General features: G+C 35.8%; 15 protein-coding genes. 7 read left to right on the top strand and 8 right to left on the bottom strand.

Features of this window, described 5'->3' with window-relative positions; genetic code table 11:
* Window positions 1–30: 30 nt before the first annotated feature.
* From QP953_RS17690 to QP953_RS17680, 3 genes are all read right to left on the bottom strand, one after another.
* A complete protein-coding gene (locus tag QP953_RS17690; RefSeq protein WP_309552146.1) occupies window positions 31–2,403 on the bottom strand; it encodes a carboxypeptidase-like regulatory domain-containing protein in 2,373 nt (790 codons plus the stop codon).
* A gap of 326 nt (window positions 2,404–2,729) precedes the next feature.
* Entirely contained in the window at window positions 2,730–3,164 is a 435-nt protein-coding gene (locus QP953_RS17685) for a hypothetical protein (RefSeq protein WP_309552145.1), read from the bottom strand.
* Window positions 3,165–3,398: 234 nt separating this feature from the next.
* Complete coding sequence (locus QP953_RS17680) at window positions 3,399–4,004, bottom strand: hypothetical protein (protein ID WP_309552143.1); 606 nt, start codon at window positions 4,002–4,004, stop codon at window positions 3,399–3,401.
* 855 nt (window positions 4,005–4,859) lie between these two features.
* Between QP953_RS17680 and QP953_RS17675 the strand changes: the two genes are divergently transcribed.
* The 6 genes from QP953_RS17675 to QP953_RS17650 all read left to right on the top strand — a co-directional run bounded on the left by QP953_RS17675 (window position 4,860) and on the right by QP953_RS17650 (window position 11,386).
* Window positions 4,860–5,432: a YdeI family protein gene (locus tag QP953_RS17675; RefSeq protein ID WP_052597309.1), complete on the top strand. Its 573-nt coding sequence runs from the start codon at window positions 4,860–4,862 to the stop codon at window positions 5,430–5,432.
* Between the two features lie 156 nt (window positions 5,433–5,588).
* Complete coding sequence (locus tag QP953_RS17670; RefSeq protein ID WP_309552141.1) at window positions 5,589–6,620, top strand: isoaspartyl peptidase/L-asparaginase; 1,032 nt, start codon at window positions 5,589–5,591, stop codon at window positions 6,618–6,620.
* 247 nt (window positions 6,621–6,867) lie between these two features.
* Window positions 6,868–8,619, top strand: coding sequence for a S8 family serine peptidase (locus QP953_RS17665; RefSeq protein WP_309552140.1), 1,752 nt, complete (start codon window positions 6,868–6,870; stop codon window positions 8,617–8,619).
* A 683-nt stretch (window positions 8,620–9,302) separates the two neighbouring features.
* On the top strand, window positions 9,303–9,740 hold the full coding sequence (locus QP953_RS17660) for a hypothetical protein (RefSeq protein ID WP_309552138.1): 438 nt from the start codon (window positions 9,303–9,305) through the stop codon (window positions 9,738–9,740).
* An 88-nt stretch (window positions 9,741–9,828) separates the two neighbouring features.
* Window positions 9,829–10,275: a hypothetical protein gene (locus tag QP953_RS17655; RefSeq protein WP_309552137.1), complete on the top strand. Its 447-nt coding sequence runs from the start codon at window positions 9,829–9,831 to the stop codon at window positions 10,273–10,275.
* A gap of 64 nt (window positions 10,276–10,339) precedes the next feature.
* Window positions 10,340–11,386 carry a hypothetical protein gene (locus QP953_RS17650; protein ID WP_309552134.1) on the top strand — a complete coding sequence of 349 codons (1,047 nt, stop codon included), beginning with the start codon at window positions 10,340–10,342 and terminating at the stop codon, window positions 11,384–11,386.
* 117 nt (window positions 11,387–11,503) lie between these two features.
* Here QP953_RS17650 and QP953_RS17645 read toward each other — a convergent pair whose 3' ends face one another.
* The 4 genes from QP953_RS17645 to QP953_RS17630 all read right to left on the bottom strand — a co-directional run bounded on the left by QP953_RS17645 (window position 11,504) and on the right by QP953_RS17630 (window position 19,521).
* The gene (locus QP953_RS17645) at window positions 11,504–14,026 is read right to left on the bottom strand and encodes a T9SS type A sorting domain-containing protein (protein WP_309552133.1); all 2,523 of its coding nucleotides are present in this window, start codon (window positions 14,024–14,026) and stop codon (window positions 11,504–11,506) included.
* A 409-nt stretch (window positions 14,027–14,435) separates the two neighbouring features.
* Window positions 14,436–16,067: a hypothetical protein gene (locus QP953_RS17640; RefSeq protein WP_309552131.1), complete on the bottom strand. Its 1,632-nt coding sequence runs from the start codon at window positions 16,065–16,067 to the stop codon at window positions 14,436–14,438.
* Between the two features lie 64 nt (window positions 16,068–16,131).
* Window positions 16,132–17,964, bottom strand: coding sequence for a DNA helicase RecQ (gene recQ, locus QP953_RS17635; protein WP_309552129.1), 1,833 nt, complete (start codon window positions 17,962–17,964; stop codon window positions 16,132–16,134).
* A 615-nt stretch (window positions 17,965–18,579) separates the two neighbouring features.
* Window positions 18,580–19,521: a tetratricopeptide repeat protein gene (locus tag QP953_RS17630; protein ID WP_309552127.1), complete on the bottom strand. Its 942-nt coding sequence runs from the start codon at window positions 19,519–19,521 to the stop codon at window positions 18,580–18,582.
* Between the two features lie 567 nt (window positions 19,522–20,088).
* On the opposite strand from QP953_RS17630, the gene QP953_RS17625 reads away from it, so the two are divergent.
* Entirely contained in the window at window positions 20,089–20,565 is a 477-nt protein-coding gene (locus QP953_RS17625; protein ID WP_052597288.1) for a DUF5606 domain-containing protein, read from the top strand.
* A 136-nt stretch (window positions 20,566–20,701) separates the two neighbouring features.
* Here the strand turns inward: QP953_RS17625 and QP953_RS17620 are convergent, their stop codons facing one another.
* Window positions 20,702–21,814 carry an OmpA family protein gene (locus QP953_RS17620; protein ID WP_052597286.1) on the bottom strand — a complete coding sequence of 371 codons (1,113 nt, stop codon included), beginning with the start codon at window positions 21,812–21,814 and terminating at the stop codon, window positions 20,702–20,704.
* Window positions 21,815–21,955 lie beyond the last annotated feature (141 nt).

Below are 21,955 nucleotides of genomic sequence, written 5' to 3'. Positions count from 1 at the left end.
ATGTTTTAGCGAACAGTGCATTTGCCTTGTTTAGAAGTCAATTTGGAAACTAATAACAGGAAGTAAGCCCGATTGATAACGAGGGATTAGTGTGATTTCTTGGCGATCATAAATAAAATACCTTGGATTTTTGGTGTTGGTAATGTTCTGAACATCTAAGGAAATTGTATAGGAAAATTTCTTATGATCTTTGCGATAAGCTACTCGACCATCCAAACGGAAATAGGTGCCCGCAGAAGCTCCCCAATATTGATTGGTATCCTCGACTAGTTGCCCTGCTAGTTTGGACGCTTCAAAATCAGCAGGAGTATATCGTAGACCACCAGAAAGAAAACTCTTTAGACCAATTTGCAAAACGCCTCCTTTCTTGAAGGTAAATTCATATCCTCCCATCACGGAAGTTCCCCAACGTTTGTCTATGCGAGTACGCCTCCATTCTGTATCGCCCAAAGACTTGTATTGAGACCAAAATAAAGAACCTGTTACTAAGACAAAAAAACTGCGGCTAAATGCCTTTTCTACGCTTAAGTCAACACCATAATTTTGCCCTTGCCCTTCCGAAATCATTTCTCGTGTTCCGTAATTGTCACGTTCATTAAAAAACCAGTAACCACTATTGGGAATGGTACTAGTTGGATTGTCAAAGGTATATTGATAATATCCCTCCAAGTTGAGGCGGAAGCCCAAACCAATGATTTGTTGGAATGATAGAATGGCGTGGTGTGCTTTGGCAATTTCTAAATCTTTATTGGGTTGTGTAATATTTCCGTTGCCATTAGGCAATTGAAGGAGGTAGGTTCCAATAGGGAGCACTTTGCCATGCAAGCCATAGGCAGCACTAAAGGTCGTATTTTCAAAGGGTTTGTATTGTATGGATAATCTTGGTTCAATACTATAGGTATTGTTTAAGGTTAAAAACAAGGCATGGAACCCAAAATTGAACATTAATTTTTTGACAGGACGATAACTACCTTGAGCGTATGCTTGTAGCAAGAACGTATTACCATGGATGTTGTCCAAATAAGTATAGTCTCCATTACCCAAGTCCTTTGAATAATTTAACCAGTAAGTATTGGCTGTTAAGGAGGCACCTGTTTTTAGACGAAAACGATTGCTAATTTTGTTGCTATAAGTTAGATGCAGTTGACTTCTTAGGGTTTTGTAATCGTAATCCTCAACAACATCTTTATCTTCGATATCTAAAGTAGTAAGATTCGGTATGGCTTGTTTCAAAAAGATATGATTAAGAACAGAACCGACAACTACTTTTAAGTATGATTTTTCATTGATTAAGCGTCGGTAGGTGAATCCCAAAACCCCTAAGTTAGAACCATTGCGCTCATCAATATAATCTAAGTAAGTTTGCCAATCGGCTGTATCTTCTTTGGTAAACCAACGTTCATCACTTAGCCCGCCAATACCAAAAATCTTGAACTCATCTTTGTTGTCTTTCGAATTGAAGGTTAGGTTAAACGATAAATCCATGAAGTTATTTCCTACGTTTTCACGAACAACATACAAGCCCATGGCATTTAGTAATCCAAGTGTAGAGTAACGGTAGTTGACCAAATAAGAACTGCGGCCTTTCTTAATAGGACCTTCTGTAGAGGCACCTAACCCTATCAATCCAATTTTTACAGAATGTTCTCTATTGACCATATTTCCCCTACGATTGCGCATGTCAAAAACTCCTGATAGCGCATTGCCATACTCGGCAGCAAAACCTCCTGTAGACAAATCTGTATTGCCAATAACCGAAGCACTGAAAACAGAAATACCACCTCCTGTTGTCCCTGGGCGACCAAAATGGCTTGGATTAGGAATTTCTAAACCTTCCATTCTCCACAAGACACCAAAGGCAGAGTTGCCACGGATAACAACATCGTTTTCATTGTCTTGGTCGGTTTGAATACCAGGAAGGGCAGCGGCCATACGACCAGGATCATCAATACTAGCAGCATAGCGTTTGGTTTCTTCCACCGAAAAAGACCGAGCACTAACAACCGACAAATCATTGATGGCTTGGTTGCCAACCCCATCTTTGCCACCAGAAGCCGTAACAACAACCGTTTCTGTTACCTCAACTTGCTCAATTAAACCAATTTCAAGATAAGCTTCTTTGCTGGAGGAGATTACTAATCCTTCCGTCGAGTAAGGTTCATAACCAAGATATTGGGTCGTGATGACTTGTCGACCAATCGGAACATTCGATAAAATAAAGTTGCCATCAAGATCTGTGGTTGTATTCAAATCTGTTTCTGCTACCATAACAACAACTCCAATGAGTGGCATTTGACTAGCTTTATCTACAACTTTGCCTCTAATTGTTTGAGTAGGGGAATTTTGTGCTTGACTGGCAAAAAAATAAAAACAGCCAAACAAAAGGGTGAGCATGTTTTTCATCAGTAGTTTTTTTATTATCATTTCTTCTTTTTGGTTTGAAGAGTTTGTCTAGAAATTGAAGGTGTTTTGAGTCAAGAGTAGGACGTATACATTGATCTTGAATGTTTCCAATGTTTTTTAGTAGAGTATTGATAGGCTCGTTTAAAAAACTAAAGATAGACTCAACATCTTTTACTCTTAACTGAAAAAATAATGTTTTAGATAAACTCTATTGAGCGTAATTTAATAGGGAATTCTGATGAAAGATAAGAAATTTTAACTAATGAATTTATATGAAGTTTAATTTTATCTTGATAATGGCTGTGTAAATGGACGGCTGATAAATTCTAGCCTAGGCGTTTTTTTCTAATTGCTTTGCTTAAATAGATGAAGCCATTGATCCAGAAAATAATGGCAAGTATTGCGATTACAATACCCGCAATGGCTAATACGATACCGAGTGTTGCAGGTATACTAAATAGAAAGGACAGGCTACCAAGTAGGATGCCAACAAAGAGTATTGTAGCTACAGAAGCTAGTATGATGTAGGTGATGGCTTTTTTGCTTTCTGGACTTTGATGATGTTGACGGGCTTGTTTTAATTTTAAGGATTTTTGGAATCGCAATCTTTTTTTGAGTTTTCTAGGGTGTTGAGGTTTTACTTTTTTTTCAATGCGAGGCGTGACTTTGTCGTAAGAGTATACAATAGCGGCTTGTGTGGGATTCGTAGAATAGCAAATAATGCATAAACATAGTATGCAAATCTTATTAAATAGCTTCATAGTTTTTGTATTTATAAAATAACTGAATGTTTATTTAATTTAAAATAGATCAAAAAAATATCCCTCTTAGATTTGGATAGGGGTAAATATATTATACTTTAAATGAATGATCAAAATTAAAAAATGAATTTGTGACAAAAGAGCAAAGGTTGAAGGTGGATGTTTGATGTTTAATGTGTTGTTTTGTAAAGTCTTAGGTTGTATAATTTGTGAGAGAGTTTAGCACCTTGTAATTTAGTTTACTCGATACCATTGTGTTTTAATTTTTTTATCTTTTGGGTAAACAAAACTTTCTTCATTAAGATAATATCGAACTTGTCTATTATTTTTAATATGAAATAGAATGGAGTTATGTCTCATCTCAAAGCCTATTATGTAGCTTTGTCTCAACAGTTTTTCCAATTCATTGGAGGAAATTGGGTGTATTTCTTTGGTACTTGCTATCTTCGTTAATAGAGAATGATTGTATGATTGCTTAGAAAGTATGGGGGCGTTACCATTGGAGATGACGTAAGTCGTCAATTTTTTATACTTGTTGTCAGACTGAACAACTTGGATGATTTCTTGAAGTATGTTCTCTTTTTCCCATAAAAAAAAATGATCTGCAAAGCTGTTGGGATGAATTAAAATTAAAAGCCAAATAGGAAGTAGCATAGAAGTGATAAAATAAAGCAACTTCTTAGTTCGCATCCAAATAACAATGAAATAGAGGATGATAACCAAGCTTATGATAATTCGAATGGACTCTGCCAAAATAGGTTGTTGGTTATAAAGCGCTAAATACAGCAAACTAAATGCAAGGATGATACTGATGATTTTTAGGTGCAGTTCGAGTTTCATAGTAGCTTTTTTTGTTGTTATTCTCAATCTTACAAAGAAGCTCTATTTTATGAGGAAATCCTATTTTAAAAATATAGACTTATTATTTGGTATTTCCTTGGATCATTTGGAGGTAAATGCCAAGTCCAACCAAGAATATAATGCACCTAAATGCTGCTTTCCTATTCATATCCTTTATATTAGATGATTGTAAGAACATGTAGATTTGTATCAATAATTTTTATGGTCTATTGACATAGGGGTGTCATGCACTAGGCATAAGTTTGCAGTGTTATTAATCAATAGTTCGTTGAAACCACGCAGTAGCAGCGCAGCTAAACTTTATTAGTTTGATAATTAGCAAGTTGTGTCTTTGTTGCGTTTTATGTTAAAATTTTAATTATCAACTGCGTAGCACTCATGGAATAAACTAATATAAATGTGCTTTTTTATCTTTTTGGTAAAAAAGTAAAAAATCAACGAACTACTAAAGGTTATGCATGTAAAAAGTTATGGGAATAGTTACTATATCTTTTGGTTTTTAGCAGTAGGGAATAGTTTACTCCTCTGTCCTTCTTTTCTTGATAAAAGAAGCAAAATCAAGACCCAACACTACGATTAGATGATTTTTGCTGCTTGTTTGCTGAACTAGCTTGCATGCTTCGCCAAGCTAGTTCGGACGCAAAGCTGCGCAGAAATCATTGTCTAATCTCCGTTAACGGTCATTTTTATTGTTCATACAAAATTTACTTAAATAACCTTTACTAATTAATGACAGTTACGTTAATTTTTTAATAGTTATGCTTTACTGCTGTTTGTTATAATGGTTTGATTTTTTTTAATAGATAGGCAGGGGTGGAGCCGAATGTAAATAAAATGGAAGTAGAAACATATTGTCCTAGCAGCCGAGCAGATTGGCGAAAATGGTTGGAAGAAAATCATGAATCAAAACAGTCTATTTGGCTTGTTTATTATAGGTTCTCAACAAAAATTCCCTCGATCAGTTGGAGTGAAGCTGTTGACGAAGCATTGTGTTTCGGATGGATCGATAGTACTAAAAAATCTATTGACAAAGAAAGATATATGCAATATTTTTGCAAAAGAAAACCTAGCAGTACTTGGTCAAAAGTAAATAAAGATAAAATTGAACAGCTTATCCAAAATAACTTAATGACAAACGCAGGTTTTGAAAGCATAGAAAGAGCAAAAAAAAATGGAACATGGACATTGATGGATGATGTTGAAAAGTTGATTGTACCTGACGATTTAAAAATAGCCTTAAATAAGAACGATAATTCAATGGAGTTTTTTCAAAGCCAGTCAAAAACAATTAGAAAAGGTATGTTACATTGGGTTGTTATCGCCAAAAGAAATGAAACTAGAAAGAGGAGAATTGATGAAATAGCCCGATTGGCTGCCAAAGGGATGTTGCCCAACAAGTTTCAATAAAAAGCAATTGGTAAAAAAACTGAAATGACACCTGATATGAGAGTTCTAAACCTAATTATTCAAATGTAAAACGTCGGCAGTAAAACAAATTTATTTATTATGAAGAAAATAAAATACATTTTACTATTAACTAGTATTTTGATAATCGGCAACAGTATGACAACTATACAAGAACAAAATCCTCCTAAAGAAACCTCTTTAAAATCTGTTTTGGTAATTCATGGTGGTGCAGGTACTATTTTGAGAGAAAAGATGAGCAATGAAAAAGACAAGGCGTATCGAGATCAACTCGAAAAGGTATTAAGAAGTGGTATGAAAGCTCTAAAGGAAGGAAAATCATCTGTTGAAACAGTAGAGTTAGTGGTGCGATTGATGGAAGATTCTCCTTTGTTTAATGCAGGAAAAGGTGCTGTTTTTAATCATAAAGGAGAACAAGAAATGGATGCCTCTATTATGAATGGAGCAGATTTGAATGCAGGGGCTATTGCTGGGGTAAGGCATATTAAAAACCCTATTACAGCTGCCAGAATGGTGATGGAAAGATCAAAACACGTTATGTTGTCAGGGCAAGGAGCAGAAGATTTTATGAAAGAACAAGGCGGGGAATTGGTCGAGCCAGCGTATTTTTATGATGAGCGTCGTTATAGACAACTTAAAAATGCGATTAGACGTTCTCAAATAGAATTGGATCACGATGGAAAAGACTCAACCAATCCTTTAGATAAGGAAGATGGAAAACAAGGAAGCCTTTGGTCGAAAGAGAGCGAAAAATTTGGGACAGTAGGTGCTGTAGCCTTGGATTATAAAGGAAATTTAGCTGCTGCAACTTCTACCGGAGGGATGACCAATAAGCAATACGGTAGGATAGGAGATAGCCCAATTATTGGAGCGGGTACCTATGCCAATAATAAAACGTGTGCCGTATCTTGTACAGGACATGGCGAATATTTTATTAGAAACGTTGTTGCTTATGATGTTGCTGCTATTATGGATTACCAAAATAAATCTTTGAAAGAAGCCGCAGAATATGTAGTCAATACAAAATTAAAAGAACAAAATGCTAGCGGTGGTTTGATCGCTCTAGATGCCAAGGGGAATGTGGCTATGCCTTTTAATACCAAAGGGATGTATAGAGGTGTGATTTATGAAGATGGTCGGATTGAGGTAAAGATTTATGCAGAAGAGTAAGGTTTGGGGTAGAAATTATTTTAGTAAGAAATGATTGTCTACTTCCTTTTTTAGGTAATATGGCTTATTTTGTGTATAAATATACAAATATCAATCGTTCCCTACAAGTTGCTGATTTATAAATATCCTTTATTGGTAATATCACTTTAATGCCAATTAATTAGATGTCTATACACTCAAGTGTATATCATTGCATGACTCTTTTGCAATAGTCTAGTGTTTTAGGATATAAAACTTGTTAGAAATTATGAAGAAAATACTGTTTTTGACCTTGTTGTGTTACGCTTTAGGAAGTAATGCTCAAACAGATTGGCAAGAAAAAGTAGACTCGGAAGTTTGGGCAACGGCTCATCAAGCGAATTTTGAATATTTTGTTTTGCTGGAAGACCAAGCCAATACCAAGGCGGCCAAAAACTTTTCAACCAAAGAAAGAAAAGCACAATATGTTTTTCGACAATTAGAAACAAAAGCAAACGAAACACAGAGTGATTTGCTAGAGTTGATCGATCAGCATCAAGGTATGTATCGTCCCTATTTTATTGTTAACGGAATTTGGGTGAAAGGAAGTCGAACGTTGTTGGAAGCATTGGCTAAGCGAGAAGAAGTAGCCTTGATTGCTCCGAATCCTAAAATTTATAATAATTTGCCGAATCGTCCAGACGGCTCGTCATTAAATGCTCATCTTGCTAGAGGTCCACGAGCTTACGAGTGGGGAATAGGGATGATTCGCGCGCATTTGCTTTGGAATCAAAACTTGAAAGGTGCTGGAGTTGTAGTTGGTGGTCAAGATACTGGATACGAATGGATTCATCCTGCGTTGAGAAATCAATATCGAGGCGATTCTTTGGATCATAATTATCACTGGCACGATGCTATTCATGGTCAACTAAGTGCCGATACGTTTAATAAATGTGGGTACGATGTCAACTATCCCTGTGATGATGCCACGCACGGAACGCATACGATGGGAACGATGATTGGCGATGATGGATTGGGCAACCAAATTGGAGTTGCACCAGAGGCGGAGTGGATTGGTTGTAGAAATATGGAGAATGGTTGGGGAACCCCCGCAACTTATATAGAGTGTTTTGAGTGGTTCTTAGCACCTACCGATACCAATAATTTGAACCCCAATCCAAGCATGGCACCTCATGTAATTGCTAACTCTTGGGGATGCCCTCCTGTAGAAGGGTGCAACCCAAGCAACTTTCACATTATGCAGTTGGCAGTAGAAAACCTGAAAAATGCAGGGGTATTTGTTGTAGTATCAGCAGGAAACGATGGTTGGGCTGGTTGCAATTCTATTAGGAATCCTGCTGCAATTTACGAAGCTAGCTTTTCAGTTGGTGCAACGGATATCTTAGATACATTGACAAACTTTAGCAGTTTGGGGAGTGTTACTTCTGATGGAAGTATGCGTATGAAGCCCAATGTCGTTGCGCCAGGGGCAGGAATTCGTTCTTCTATTCCTAATGGAGGCTACGCTGCTTATTCGGGAACAAGTATGGCTGGTCCTCATGTTGCGGGTGCTGTTGCTTTGCTGATTAATGCTAAACCTAGTTTAGCAGGAAATGTAGATTCTTTGGAAACTTTATTAGAAATGACAGCCGATACGGTTTATACTTATAGAGACGATACTTGTGGAACGACTTCTCAATATGTTTTTCCTAATAATATGGTAGGGTATGGGCGTATTAATTTATACAAAGCATTACAAATTATCCGTCCCGATTTAATGCTAAACGTTACCCAAAAAACTGTACAAGATTTGCGTATCTATCCAAACCCTTCTTCTGGATTTGTTCAAATACAAACTGCTCAATCTATGGAGAATTGTCGTGTGACGATTATCAACTCGTTAGGGCAAGTCGTCCGTCAGTTTGATACTTATTTTAATACCGTATTAGAAATAGATTTAGGAGCAATGAGTACAGGAATTTACAGTATTACAATAGAGAATAAGACACAGAAAGTGATTGGGAAGATGATAAAATTCTAATCTTTGTATAGGCTTGTTTGGAATCGTTAATTTTTAAGCAAGTCTTTTAATATTTTTTTTAGGGCTTTGATTTCTAGATAATTGGTGTACGGAGGAAAATAATATGTTATAGTTTCTTCATTGCTTTGCTCTATCTTTAGTACATTTATTTCATAATCAATGTTGTTCATTGTTTCTAAAAAAAGTTTGGATTCTTTTAATACGGAAACTGAAGTTATTTTTTTGAGCTCGAAGAAGTATATCTTTTTCCGAAATATACTTTTTTGTACGACAATCAAAACATCTGAATGCAACTGGAAACGATAGATGTATAAGTGGAGTAGGTATTTGCCTATTTGCCATAGTATAAAAAGAAAAAAGAATAGAGGCATTATTGCTTCAGTATTAAAGTTAGGTTTACGAGACCATGGATGTTGATAGTGGATGATAGACACATTTTTTAGATATAAAAAAGTGATTAATAATGCTATCGAAAAAAAGAAAATTCCTTGAAAAAATAAGAAATTTTGATTCGATCTTGTTGCAGGAATAGAGATTTCTTTGAGCATAGTAGGATAAATGTTTTTTACCTAATTAACTCTTTTTATCACAAAATAATTTCAACTGCCTCTATAAATGTAACAGATTTGTACTTGAAAATTAACTAAAAAAAACGGATGAAGCTATCTAAAATATTACTTTTTATGCTGACTATTATTTCTACAGATGCCATGTGGGGGCAGCATATTAAGGTTGAGAAACGGAATGAACATCCTTTTTTAGTCGACCATGGCAGAGTGGCTAAGTCGTATGACAAAGCGGGAATGCTAAAAGACTCCATTACAATCAGTAGTCATACGGGGAGTGCATCTTCTATTAATCTATTTGAAATGGATACGGCTTTAATTTTAATAGATGTAAATGGTATGTGGTATTTTGTTTCTAAGAGTAGTGGAAAGTTTATCAATGGTTTTTGGGGATGGGAAAAGGATTTACCTATATATTATATAGGCACATATACTTATGATAAGGGCTTAAACGCATATCGTTTTGAGAAACAAGTGGTATCGAAGGAAAGTGTCTATCAACAGAAAGATCCAAGTGATTATAGTGGTCGATTTTTGGGGGAAGAAAGGGAATAGAGATGGGCTAAATGAACTTGATTGAAAATTTTTGTGTTCGGAAAGGACATTATTTTAAGATTGATTTTTTCTTAAAAAATCGAAATACATGGAAAACTGCACACAAATACTTGATGACGAAAAAGAAACTTCTTATTCTATTATTTTAAAAAATGAGAGACGAAAAAGAATTCCAATCTATTTTATAGGATATGGGGTGATTATTGGAGCTTTTTTGTGGGGAGGGCTTGATCCAAAGTTTTTTTCTGGAATTTTGTTTTTTGGAAGTATATTTATTTTTTATGAAATAATGAATTGGCAAGCCATATATCATATTTCAAATGCTGAGGAGCACATTAGATTATATATGCTGGATTTTTTTGGCAGAAAAAATGAAATCTCTTTATATGAAAATGATGTACGACAGGTAAGAGTAAATCACTTATTCAATTCCATACAAATTCCTCAATATAATTTACAATTGCCTCTTGAAGAAAAGAAATTTAAGATTTTGGTTTTAATGATTCAAAATCTAGCTTTAAAAAAACAACATTAAGCAAAACTTTATACAAGAAATAGATATTATATATTAGTAGAAACTCACCATTCCTAATAGAACAATGTCTAGACCATCACATACCGCCAATAAACAGGACTTAAATCCTAAGCTTTTAGAAACTATTGAACACTTTTTAAGAGATGCTACGTCTTGTGCCACACATTTAGGCTTAGAATATTGGACAGCATACGAGAAAGGAATTCAACGAAAACCTTGTGGCGATTCGTTCTGCTACTTTAGGCGTGGGCATCAAATTACAAATATCAGAAGAAAAAAATACTACGACCAGTTAGGAATTCCCCCTGCATGGCAAAACGTCTTTATTGCTCCCCTAAAACAAGCCCATTTGCTTAGCCTTGGAAATGATGATGCTGGTAGAAAACAATATTTATATCATCCCAAGTGGGTAGATGGAAGGAGTAAATTACATTTTTATGAGTTGTTAAATGTATATCCAACCTTATCAAAATTGCGGGAGTGGATAGCAAAGAACTTGGAGAGCGAAAACGATCTATTGGTGGAATATGCAGTTTGTTTTTACTTGTTAGATACTTTTGCACTTCGGGTTGGTTCTGAGCGATATTATGAACGGAATAATACGGTTGGTCTAACAACAATTCGTATGGAACATATTACTATTCAAGAAGGTGAAATAGAAATAAAGTACCAAGCAAAATCGCAGAAAGAACGTACATTTGTCATTAAGAATGATCGGATTATTTCCTTTATTTCAGAAATAGAAGAGGAAAGAAAGGGGGCTGTTCCTCTTTTTCCAGATATTGATGCTACTGCTCTTAATGATAAGCTGCACGAAATTACAGGTCAACGCTATACGGTAAAAGCATTTAGAACATGGCATGGCACTCAAAAAGCTTATACGATGCTTTGTCAAGAACTTTCAGAAAAAAAGGCTTATAAAAAGGCAGCTCAGTTCTTGAGCAATACGCCAGCGGTGGCAAAGGCTTCTTATGTACATCCAGAAGTGGTTCAAGCATCAAAAAAGCGAAAATACAAAGCTTTTTTTAAGCAACAAAAAACAAAAGAAGCTTATGAAAAGCAACTGTACCAGCTGATTGCTGTTTTGGCACAGGAGCATTTAAAACTTTAGAATGAAGTTGTGTTGTTGCTTGAAGATAGCGTTTGAGCGTTCTCTTAAAAAGAACAAAATAGCCTTGAAAAATTCCAAGACTATTTTGTTAGAGATTCAGTATGGTTGAATGACTACTTATCGATTTTGGATGGTAAGTTTTTGAGTACTAATTTCGTTGCCAACTTGGAAACGGACAAAGTAAGTTCCACTTGGTAATGCATCAGTTGGTAGTTTTATGACTGCTTCTTGAGTAGCGTGGAGACTGATTTTCTCTTGGCTACGCCCAGTAATATCAATGATTTCAATTGTTAAATCCGTTGTTTCAGCAAAACTAAACTTAGCAAAAGCATTCCCAAGGGTTGGGTTGGGATAAACTTGGATGTTCTCTTCCATTTCCAAACTATTAAGCCCTAGATTAATACTGATGCAAGCACTATCCGAACAACCATTATCATCTGTAATCGTTACACAATAAGCCACTCCAGCAGCTAATCCTGTTGCTGTAGCAGTCGTATCGCCATTACTCCATAAGAAAGTATAAGTAGTAGTGGTAACACCTCCCGAACCCGTAGCCGTAGCCGTTCCATTGCCATTATCAACAGCACTAGCAACAAGATCTGAAATACTCACCTCGATTGTATCCATTCCAACGCAACTGTTTGTATCTATAACCGTAGCTATATACATTCCAGAAGTATTTACGACAGTAGTTTGTGTTGTATCTCCGTTGGACCAATTGTAGCTGCTTCCCAAATTACCTGCATCTAAAGTAACCGTGCTGTGATCGCATTCTATAATATCTGCTCCTAGCATAACAATAGGATTGGAATGAATTTCAATGTCAATGGTATCTGTTGCCGAGCAGTTGTTGCTATCCGTGACCATTACAGTGTATATTCCAGAAGTACTTATTACAGTAGTTTGTGTTGTATCTCCATTAGACCAATTGTAGTTGCTCCCAGAATTTGCTGCGTCTAAAGTAACCACTCCACCACATTGATTAATATTGGTGCCTAAATTAATACTTGGTGCATTGCCAACGGTTACAGGAACAGGGATTCTAGCACTAGGGCAAAGCAAACCTGTTATTTTCCAGTCGTAAAAGAAAAAGTAGATACCACCATTACTAGAACCTGTAATATCAACAATATTAGTAGCGCTATAAGGAAAGGCAGCACCATTAGAATAACCTAAGGCTCCAACTGTGGATCCAAAGCTATTCATTCTATAATCACCAGGAGCAATTGTTATTCCTACAGGAATGCGCACAGGATCAAAAGCAGCATTAGGCTCGACTAAAACACTGATAGAGTCATAGACAATAGCACCAGTAGGATCTGTAATTCTTATACTTACCAAACCCGTATCGTTGGGGTAAAGGGTCATACTATCTATTGTAAATTCGCCCAGTGCTGTAAAGTTTTGATAAAAATTAAGCGTATTAGGATTGGTTGAGTTGGTATTTGGACCTAGGTGTCCTACGTTGGTCGTGACGACTTGAGCTGCATTGACATAAAACGTAGTGTTGGTAGCGATAGGACCTGTTGGGTAGTTGTCTCCTTTGGCTAATATATTGCCACCGAAAGCGCTATCAAACCAAGTATGAACAAAACCAGAGATGGGCGTTGCGATTAAGGTTGTAGAGTCTCCTAGAGAACAAATACTTGCCCCTGTTACAGTAGGGTTAGTAATACCTGTAAATGTAAGTGTTATACTAGCAGTATCGTTTTCAGGAATAGAATCTGTTGTTAAGGTAGTAAAAGCAGTAAGAGTAACGGTACCACCAGCATAAGTGTTGAGGAAGTCAATGGTAAAAGTATCTAGCTGACCAAAAGCAACTGAGTCACTGTTTGTTCCAGATACCGTTCCTGCCAAATCACCTGTCATGTTAATGGTTACATTTGCTCCGACTATCGTATTGGCTCCACAGTTTTCCATGACAACGGTCACACTTGTCATACTGTCTCCACAAGTGATACCACTAGGAGATAAAATGGCGACGACTCCAATGTTGTAAGGGACAATTTTTTCTAATTTGACATCATCAACGGTGAACCCATCTGAGCCATTAGGAGTAGAAGACATAAAATTATCTTCCTGTCCAAAACGAATCTCAAAAGTAGAAGAGTAATTTTGCCCTGCATTGAGTAGAATCGTAGAAATATTCATTTTCTCTACAAATTGATACGTGCCATTAGGAACAGAGATGCTGCTCCAATTCAATATTTCGATCCAAGTATCGGTATTGCTACCTCGTATCCAGACACGATCATTTACATCAGGTTCATCCCCATGATCCATCCAAGCAAAACTTAACCCAATAGCATCGGCATTAGCATCATAATTCGATAAATCCCAATGACCAATTAAATAGTTAATAGGTTCTGGATTAGCTCCATTAAGTATGGCATCTAATGTAATTGCTTTAGTACCGCTATTAGGGTAGCCTGTTCCTGCTTGTGTACGTATTCTACCTTGAGCCGTTGAAGTCTCGAACTCCCAACCTGTGAGCCCAGTAATAGTTGCTAAATTTGAAGAGGTTTCAATAGAATCTGCTCCTTCAAAATCTTCATGATAAGGTAAGGTGATTTGAGCATAAGTTTCTAGAGAGAAAAAAGATAGAAATAGGAATAGTAGAAAATTAAATGTTTGATTCATAGTCTTTATTTTAATAAAAGATGTACCTACAAAAAATGTTTTTTTGAAAAAATTAATACTGCAAAATTCTACTGCTAGAATTAAGATTGAAAGAATACAATTAGAAGTAGTTTCTACTGTATTGATAACTCAAATGTAGGTAATGAAAAATGTAGTAAAAAAACTATGTTCTCAAGCTCATTAATTCTGTTATGAACGAACACTTTTCTGTTATTGGGAATATTATAGAAAGGTTGAATCGCATTGAGAAAGGGGCATAGGAGTGAATTCAGCAAGTTATCGCTCTTGTTGATTGCGTTGGTAGTTTAGGAGTTAAACTAGCAAAAGAAGACGGGGCTGAAATTAATAAATTAGGGCTAAGGATAGAAGCTGCGTCCTAACTCTGAGAACGCAAGCATTAAGATAAAAACTAACTAACTGTTAGTTTCAAATGTTTAAGTTTTAATTTGCGTTTTAGATTTGTTTTTCTATCCTCAGTAACAAATTCCTTTTTGCTAAGATAGACAATTGTTTGGGCAGGCAGTGCTGCTAGGTTTGAAAAATCTTCTAATTTATTATTTTTGAGAGAGAGTGATTTTAAATTAACCAATCCTTCTAGCCCTTCGACTTTAGAAATAGCGCTCGATTCGATTTTTAAGAGTTGAATATTTTTCAAATGCTCTAGTTGTTCTATTTTTGAAATTTGTGTGGAGCTTAGGGCCAAATACTGAAGCTGATCGCCTTTGATGTATGGAATAGCTTGTAGTGCATTCATCCAAATAGTAAGAGAAAGGGTACTGTCGGGTAAAATAAGTTTTTGAATGCCAGTGTGTTGTTTTTTATCTGCGGAAATAGATATGGTTTTTAGATTTTTACAAAAAGACCAGTCTTCTGGTAGCCTGTTATCTTTGAGCAAAGACAATCGAAGGGTCGATAAGTTTGGAAAAGAACGTAAAAAGTCAAGGTTTTGGACGCCAACTAAATTGTTGAGCCAAAGCGTTTCAATAGAGGGTATATCCTTATCAAGCCATGCTTCAAAGTTGTTTGGACCATCCCCAATATAATTCAAATGAAGTTCTGTAACACTATCCGCTTTCTCAAGAGCATGTATGTTGCAATGATTAGGAACATTTTGAAGGAGTATTTTGGGCGCAGAAGCACTATCTTGTGTTGCCAATTGGCGATGCAAATTAGAAAACTTCGCAAAATCTATGTGGGAGGGTTGGGAATCAAAAGTTATATGGTCAAGTCCTCCATAGGATACTTTAGAATCTATTGTTTTTAAGTACTTTACTAGTCGGGTTTCTTCTTCTTTAAAATCCGTTTTTGTATCGGCTGTAAGGTCTGTTTCTGCTGCTGCTTGAAGGTCAAAATTAGAACTAGTATCAATTCCAAATGCAGACAAATCTAATTCAAGATGTGGTAATAAATGTGGCAACATGATGCCTAAATGCTTGTTATAAAAATTCTCCTTGTCCTGAAATAAAAATGCATATTGCCAATTATAGAAACATTTGGCTTGGTAAGCTAATTGAATGTAATCTAGGACTCCTATTTTTAGGTCATAGACCTTTTTTGCGTTTTCGCTATCAAAGAAATAGACCTTGTTTTTAACCTGTCCATTTACCTTTTTTAAACAAGCAACACGAGTCCAATGTCGATCAAATGGCAAATATTCAACGCCTTTTTGATTCAAAAAATTGGTATAAAATGTATCAGACATCATTTCTTGAAAGGAAACTATATTTAAGTTACCTCCAAGGCATTCTTCAGGAGGCAATCCCCTGTCTTCCAATACCTCCTTCTGAACCCAATTGCTAGTCAGTAAATTACCTTTTTTATCTTTAGAAAGTGACCAAAAGACACTGATTTTTTGAACAGTTGTATAGAGCTTATGCAGATCATGTAGAAGGTCTGGATGAAAAATATCTTTATAATTATCAAGGTTAAAAGCCGGATTAGGTTGCTCCAATATAAGAGGGTCAACGGAAAGCTCAACTTGTTTTTTATCAAAAGCCAAGAGTTCTTGGTGTAACTGTTGTGTGTATTGGAGTGGAGTCATGATACTTAGATTATTAATACAATAAAGAATAAAATAGGTAAGTGCTTGGACATTGCTAATATACCTAGGTCTCTCGTTCTTGGAATTCTAGAATCGCCTCAATAAATTGCGAACCATAATGTGCTGCCTTGTGTTCACCAACTCCATTGACTTCCAAAAAAGCATCTAGTGTTGTTGGGGCTTTGGCACTCATGTCTTTTAAACTAGCATTACTAAAGACAACAAAAGCAGGTTTGTTGATTTGTTTGGCAAGCTTTTGACGCAACAAACGCAAGTGTTCGTATAGAGAAGGATTGCTTTCTAAAACGAGTTTAGGAGCTACTTTGGCTTGTTTTTTTTGAGTGTCTTGACGTTCTCTAATAACATCATAACTTACCAGTTTGACAGAAACATCCCCCTTTAATATACGCCAACTATAATCGTTAAGCTTGAGATTATAGTGATCCTTGTAATCTAATTCTAGTATTCCTTGTTGAATCAGTTGTTGAATGTAAAGTTGCCAAGCTACAGCCGTTGTTTTTTTGCCGACAGCAAAGGTTTTTATATCGTGATATTTTTTTTCTCGAACTACTTCAGTATAAAAACCTTTCAAAATATCAATCAAGGTGCTAAGACTAATTTTTTGCTGTGTTCTTGCCACCGCAGAAAGTGCCATTTGAGCAAGCAGAGTTCCATCAAAAAATTTAGGAGGATTTTTGCAGACATCGCAATTGCCGCAATCCTCTTCTAAGGTTTCGCTAAAGTAACTCAATAGAATTTTTCGCCGACAAACTTGCGCTTCTGCATATTCTTGCATTCGCTGGAGCTTGGCAATTTGAATATCTCTATAAATTTCATTGTCAATTTCACTAGCAAAACCCAAATGCGTTTGAACATCTCGATAACTATAAAATAGAATTGTATCAGAGTTTTGTCCATCTCGTCCTGCCCGACCAATTTCTTGATAAAAGCTCTCCAAGTTGCCAGGCATATTGTAATGAATTACGTAACGCACATCAGGTTTGTCAATCCCCATTCCAAAAGCGATGGTAGCACAAATAACATCCAAATCCCCTTGAATAAAGGCATCCTGCGTTTTTTCTTTGAGGCGATTCATCATACCTGCATGATAACAAGCAGCTTTGACACCTTCAGCTTTTAGTTTTGCTGCCAAGGATTCGGTTGATTTTCGACTACTACAATATATAATGCCGCTTTTATTGGCATATTTTCGAACAATCCGACGAATCTGTTCCCATTTTTTTTGCCCAGGCAAAACAGATAACGATAGATTGGAACGATCAAAAGAAGAAAGAAAGGTAGTAGGGTTCTGCATACCCAATAGTTGACCAATATCTGATCGTACTGCTTTGTCTGCGGTAGCGGTTAAGGCAACCATTGTAGCTTGTGGTAGTTTGTTTTTGAGTAAGTATAATTTTTGATATTCTGGACGAAAATGATGTCCCCAACTACTAACGCAATGGGCTTCGTCTATAGCAATTAGTCGAATGTTTAATAAAGTAAGAAAAGAAAGAAAATTTTGAGCAAAAACTTTTTCAGGAGAAACATAGAGCAACTTTAACTCATGACGTTCTAGTTGTGCTTCAATTTCTTTTTCTTCGGCTGTGGTAAGACTAGAGTTGAGGTATGCCGCAGGAATGCCATTGGCATTTAAGGCTTGCACTTGATCTTTCATTAAGGCAATTAGAGGGGAAATGACCAACGTTAGCCCCTCTAAAAGCAATGCGGGGACTTGGTAGCAAAGTGATTTTCCGCCTCCTGTTGGCATCAGTACAATGGTATCATTGCCTTCTAAAATATGTGTGATAATGGCTTCTTGTTGATCTCGAAAACTATTGTAGCCAAAATGAGTCTTTAATTTTTGGTAAAGTGTACTTTTGTCGTGCTTTATGATCATTCTTAATTTCGTATCAGTATTATCGGAAGGGAATAAAGCCAACCTTTAACGCTATAAGTAATCGTTCAGAAAAAACTATATAAAAAACAACCTTCTTTTTGCGCTACTCTTCATCGAAACATCTTGCTTTAGCCCGCTACCACGCAGTAGCACCGCAGGTAAATCTGCACTTTTTCTCTTTGACTAGCACTAAAAATAAGTCTATTTTTTTAGCTATATTTTTTTCTGCCCACTTACTTATCGCAAATTATTGTTACAAATAAAGCTTGAATTTATCGTTTTTTTTTGTGAATTACGATTTCTTAACTCATCTTATCGTGAAAAAGTGGTTGCAAATTTTAAAATAGATGCACCTCAAAAAACTAGCTGTTACATTATTTAATACTCCGTTGATTTTTTAGTTTTCCTACGAACCCGTAGGCTCACGAAGTAAAAACGTAAAAAAGCATCTTGCATTAGTTTGATTATCAGTCTTTTAGTGCAAAGGCTGTTAAAAGTACATCTTGCTGATAATCAAACTAATACGATTTAGCTGCGCTGCTACTACGTGGTTTCAACGGAGTAATGATTATTGGGAGCATATTTTAATTAAATACAATTTTCTATAGAGTAATATTAATTAGCAAAAGCAGTGTTTTGATTGACAGCTGCTTGTATGATAGAACGCTTGTCTTTTATACATTTTTTTTTGTAGCGTTTGGCAACATAATCAGGCGTTTCCAGACAAGTGCAAAAGCGAAACGTTTCCTCTTTTTGCTCCAATGCAAGGTTCATTTTTTTATCATTGAGAGGCGTAAGAAAATAAAAAGCACCTAAACGTTCGTAGATTGGTAAGGTTCCGTTGGTCATAATTTCGCTTGCCTTTTTTTCTTGTTCTCGGACACTTTCTATCAAATCAGGATCAATAAATATGAAATGAATCGACTGTTCTTTTGTCTCGTTATAAAATGTACCATACCAGCGTTGAGCCAAGCCAATTTGCTCTAGTCGATCGGAATCAAATTTGTAGCCTGCTTCATTTCTAACATTACGAGCAATTAGTTTCTGTGCAGCTACAGAGTTAATAATATAACTAGGTTTCTTGATGTAATTGGTTAAATATTCAGGATTCAAACGATGGTGTTTGATTAAATATGCCCAAAGGCAAATGTCTTGAAATTCGGTACGAACAGCTTCATCATCAGGGTTGTCTTGCAAATAGGTTAAAGCTGTTTTGTAGGCACTTTCAAAATCCCCCTTTTGTAAATATGCTCGACTTAATCCGAGGATGCATCGTTGATTAATGCGATTGATATTGTCAAATTGAAGTGTTTTTTCATAATAATGTATGGCAGAATCCAATTGGTGTAAATGATAATAAGCCTTAGCAATATGGAATTGCGTGCTAGGTTGTTGAGCTGCAATTGTTGTTTCATATTGCTTGAAATTGGCAATTGCAGCTTTATAGTTAGCCGATTCAAAACTTTGAATACCATTTTCCCAATGTGCCTCTTGACCATGTATTGTAGCAAGAAATGATGAAAATAAAACGAAATAAATTGGTAGTAGTGACTTCATAATTTTTATAATTATTTTTTTAAAAAATATTATTTTGTCAACAGTTCGAATGAAATGTAAGTGAAGCTTATTCTACAATAAGTAGAGGTGCATACCCTAGAATAGCCAATAATAGGATAGGTGAGAGAGAGAACGCATTCTTTTGGGCTAAAGAATGTTCTTACTGTAGTGAAAGTTAGTAAGGAAAAATGCTTGTGAGTAGCATTGTTATTATTTATAACGAATGAAAGGCAATTTTGTTTGTAAAAATAGTATAAAATATAATATGAAATGAAGGTTTTTAAGATAGGTGTTAACATCTATCTTATCACTTAACGTTATGAAAATTGTAATAAGCCGAAATATTAGGGCTATGAATTCGTTGAGTTGGTTCAAATTTGTATTTTTGTCGGGTTTAGTCGAAATACTACTTAATAGTTAGTTATTCAAAAACTTAAAATTGGTATTAAGAACAAACAATTTAAAACCAACAAAATGGTATTTATTGTAAATAGTATTTTACCTCAATTAAGTAAATTTTTGTTGGGAAAATAAACAGAGTTATAATTTATAAAAGAAAAATAAAAAATGAATTTAGAGAAACTTGTTGCGGTTAGTGGACGTTCAGGAATTTATAAAATGGCAGCTAATCGTCCTAATGGATTAATTATTGAAGATTTGGATACAGGCAAGAAATTTTTTGCGCCAAGTAGAAGACATCAATTTACTCCTTTAGAATCTATTTCTATTTATACAGATACAGAAGAGGCTACAGTAGAACTAAAAGCAGTATTTATTAGCATGTTAACTCAATTGGAATCCAACCCTCCAGTAGCAACAAAAGCAAGTTCTGTAGAGATTAAGAACTATTTTGAAGGAATTTTGCCAGAGTATGACAGAGATAAAGTATTGGTGAGTGACATCAAGAAATTGATCAAATGGTTCAATTTCTTAAATGAAAGAGGTTTATTGAGTTTGCCAACAGAAGAAGAACTAGCGGCAGAGGCAGCGGCAAAAGAAGAAGCAGCCAAAAAGGAGGAAAAAGTAGACCAAACAGAGGAGTAGTTTATCTGAAAGAAAGCTATCAATAAAAATAATGAAGCAGAGTCCTTTACTTTAAAGGCTCTGTTTTTTTTTATTAAAAAAAAAGTCTGCAATTGACATCAATTGCAGACTTATAAGGAAGGAAGAAAGTAAATTTTTAGTTCTTCAAGATGTTCATAATTTCATCCAACTGAGGAGATAAAATAATTTCAGTACGACGGTTTTTAGCTTTTCCAGCTTCAGTATCGTTAGATGCAATAGGCACATGCTCGCCACGTCCTGCCGCAGTAATTCTACTTGGTTTAACTTTGTTTTTGATTAACTGATCGACAATAGACAAAGAGCGTTTGGTACTCAATTCCCAGTTCATTTTTTCATCTCCATCGCTATCGGTATGCCCTTCTACCAAGACGTTGATTTCATTATTTTTGTTCAAAACCTCAGCCAATTTTGTAATTGCCCCAGCCCCCTTGCTGTCCAAACGAGCACTTCCAGTAGCAAATAGCAAATTCTGACTTAAAGACACGTATACCTTTCCATTGCGTTGCTCTACACTCAAATCAGAGGACTCAAAACCCAACAAAGCTTGTGATAATTTGTCTTTTAGCGCTTTGGCTTTTGCATCGCGAGAGGCAATAGCATCTTCTAATTCTTTAACTCGTTTTTCACGTGCTGCCAAGCTGCTTTCTAGTGCAGCTACTTTTTCTTCGCGGGCTTTTAGACTTTTTTCTAACGCTGATTTATCGCCTTGAAGGTTATCAATATTAGCATTTTTGTCTTCTAAGTCTTTTTGCAGTCGTTCGATTTCTGCACGTTCTTGGTCCATGCGTTGTTTCATGTCTGCCATTTCTCGCTCACGACGGCGAATCTCGTCCTCTTTGCGGCGAATTTCTTCTTGCTTGCGTGTAACTTCTTCTGTCAATTCTCTGCTTTTTCCTGCTGCTTCTTGTGTTAATTTTTCGTTGACTGCCAATACTTTGTCATAAAGAATTTGCAAGTCTTTGTTAAGCTTTTCTTGTTGATCATAACGAGTTTTAATCAAAGTATAATCTTTGTCTAGTTCTTGAAGCTCTTTTTCAATTTTTTGAATTTCTTTTTGAGCTAACTCAAGTTCCTCTTGTGCTTGTTCGGCACTTTGTTTTGCTTGTGAAGCCTCTTGTTGAGCCTTTGTTTTAGCAGATACTTCTTCTTGGAATTTTCGATTGGGAACACAAGACAATAATGATCCAAAAAAGAAAAGGATAATACAGTAGTTAAAGTATTTTTGCATGACGATTTAATTAATTGTTTTGGAAGTTATAAGCAACTCCACTATGTGAGATTAAAATATCAAGTGTTACTAACAATAGTTCGTTGAAACCACGAAGTAGCAGCGTAGCTAACTACTATTACTAAATAATTTTCATTGATT

This window comes from Aureispira sp. CCB-E (genome assembly GCF_031326345.1).
Lineage (GTDB): Bacteria > Bacteroidota > Bacteroidia > Chitinophagales > Saprospiraceae > Aureispira.
Note: the sequence above shows the minus strand (reverse complement) of the source record. Positions and strands in the feature narration are given on the sequence as shown.

Coding starts and splice junctions, on each gene's coding strand:
- QP953_RS17690 (WP_309552146.1), bottom strand. CDS start 2,403: ATGAAAAACATGCTCACCCTTTTGTTTGGCTGTTTTTATTTTTTTGCC.
- QP953_RS17685 (WP_309552145.1), bottom strand. CDS start 3,164: ATGAAGCTATTTAATAAGATTTGCATACTATGTTTATGCATTATTTGC.
- QP953_RS17680 (WP_309552143.1), bottom strand. CDS start 4,004: ATGAAACTCGAACTGCACCTAAAAATCATCAGTATCATCCTTGCATTT.
- QP953_RS17675 (WP_052597309.1), top strand. CDS start 4,860: ATGGAAGTAGAAACATATTGTCCTAGCAGCCGAGCAGATTGGCGAAAA.
- QP953_RS17670 (WP_309552141.1), top strand. CDS start 5,589: ATGACAACTATACAAGAACAAAATCCTCCTAAAGAAACCTCTTTAAAA.
- QP953_RS17665 (WP_309552140.1), top strand. CDS start 6,868: ATGAAGAAAATACTGTTTTTGACCTTGTTGTGTTACGCTTTAGGAAGT.
- QP953_RS17660 (WP_309552138.1), top strand. CDS start 9,303: ATGCTGACTATTATTTCTACAGATGCCATGTGGGGGCAGCATATTAAG.
- QP953_RS17655 (WP_309552137.1), top strand. CDS start 9,829: ATGGAAAACTGCACACAAATACTTGATGACGAAAAAGAAACTTCTTAT.
- QP953_RS17650 (WP_309552134.1), top strand. CDS start 10,340: ATGTCTAGACCATCACATACCGCCAATAAACAGGACTTAAATCCTAAG.
- QP953_RS17645 (WP_309552133.1), bottom strand. CDS start 14,026: ATGAATCAAACATTTAATTTTCTACTATTCCTATTTCTATCTTTTTTC.
- QP953_RS17640 (WP_309552131.1), bottom strand. CDS start 16,067: ATGACTCCACTCCAATACACACAACAGTTACACCAAGAACTCTTGGCT.
- recQ (WP_309552129.1), bottom strand. CDS start 17,964: ATGATCATAAAGCACGACAAAAGTACACTTTACCAAAAATTAAAGACT.
- QP953_RS17630 (WP_309552127.1), bottom strand. CDS start 19,521: ATGAAGTCACTACTACCAATTTATTTCGTTTTATTTTCATCATTTCTT.
- QP953_RS17625 (WP_052597288.1), top strand. CDS start 20,089: ATGAATTTAGAGAAACTTGTTGCGGTTAGTGGACGTTCAGGAATTTAT.
- QP953_RS17620 (WP_052597286.1), bottom strand. CDS start 21,814: ATGCAAAAATACTTTAACTACTGTATTATCCTTTTCTTTTTTGGATCA.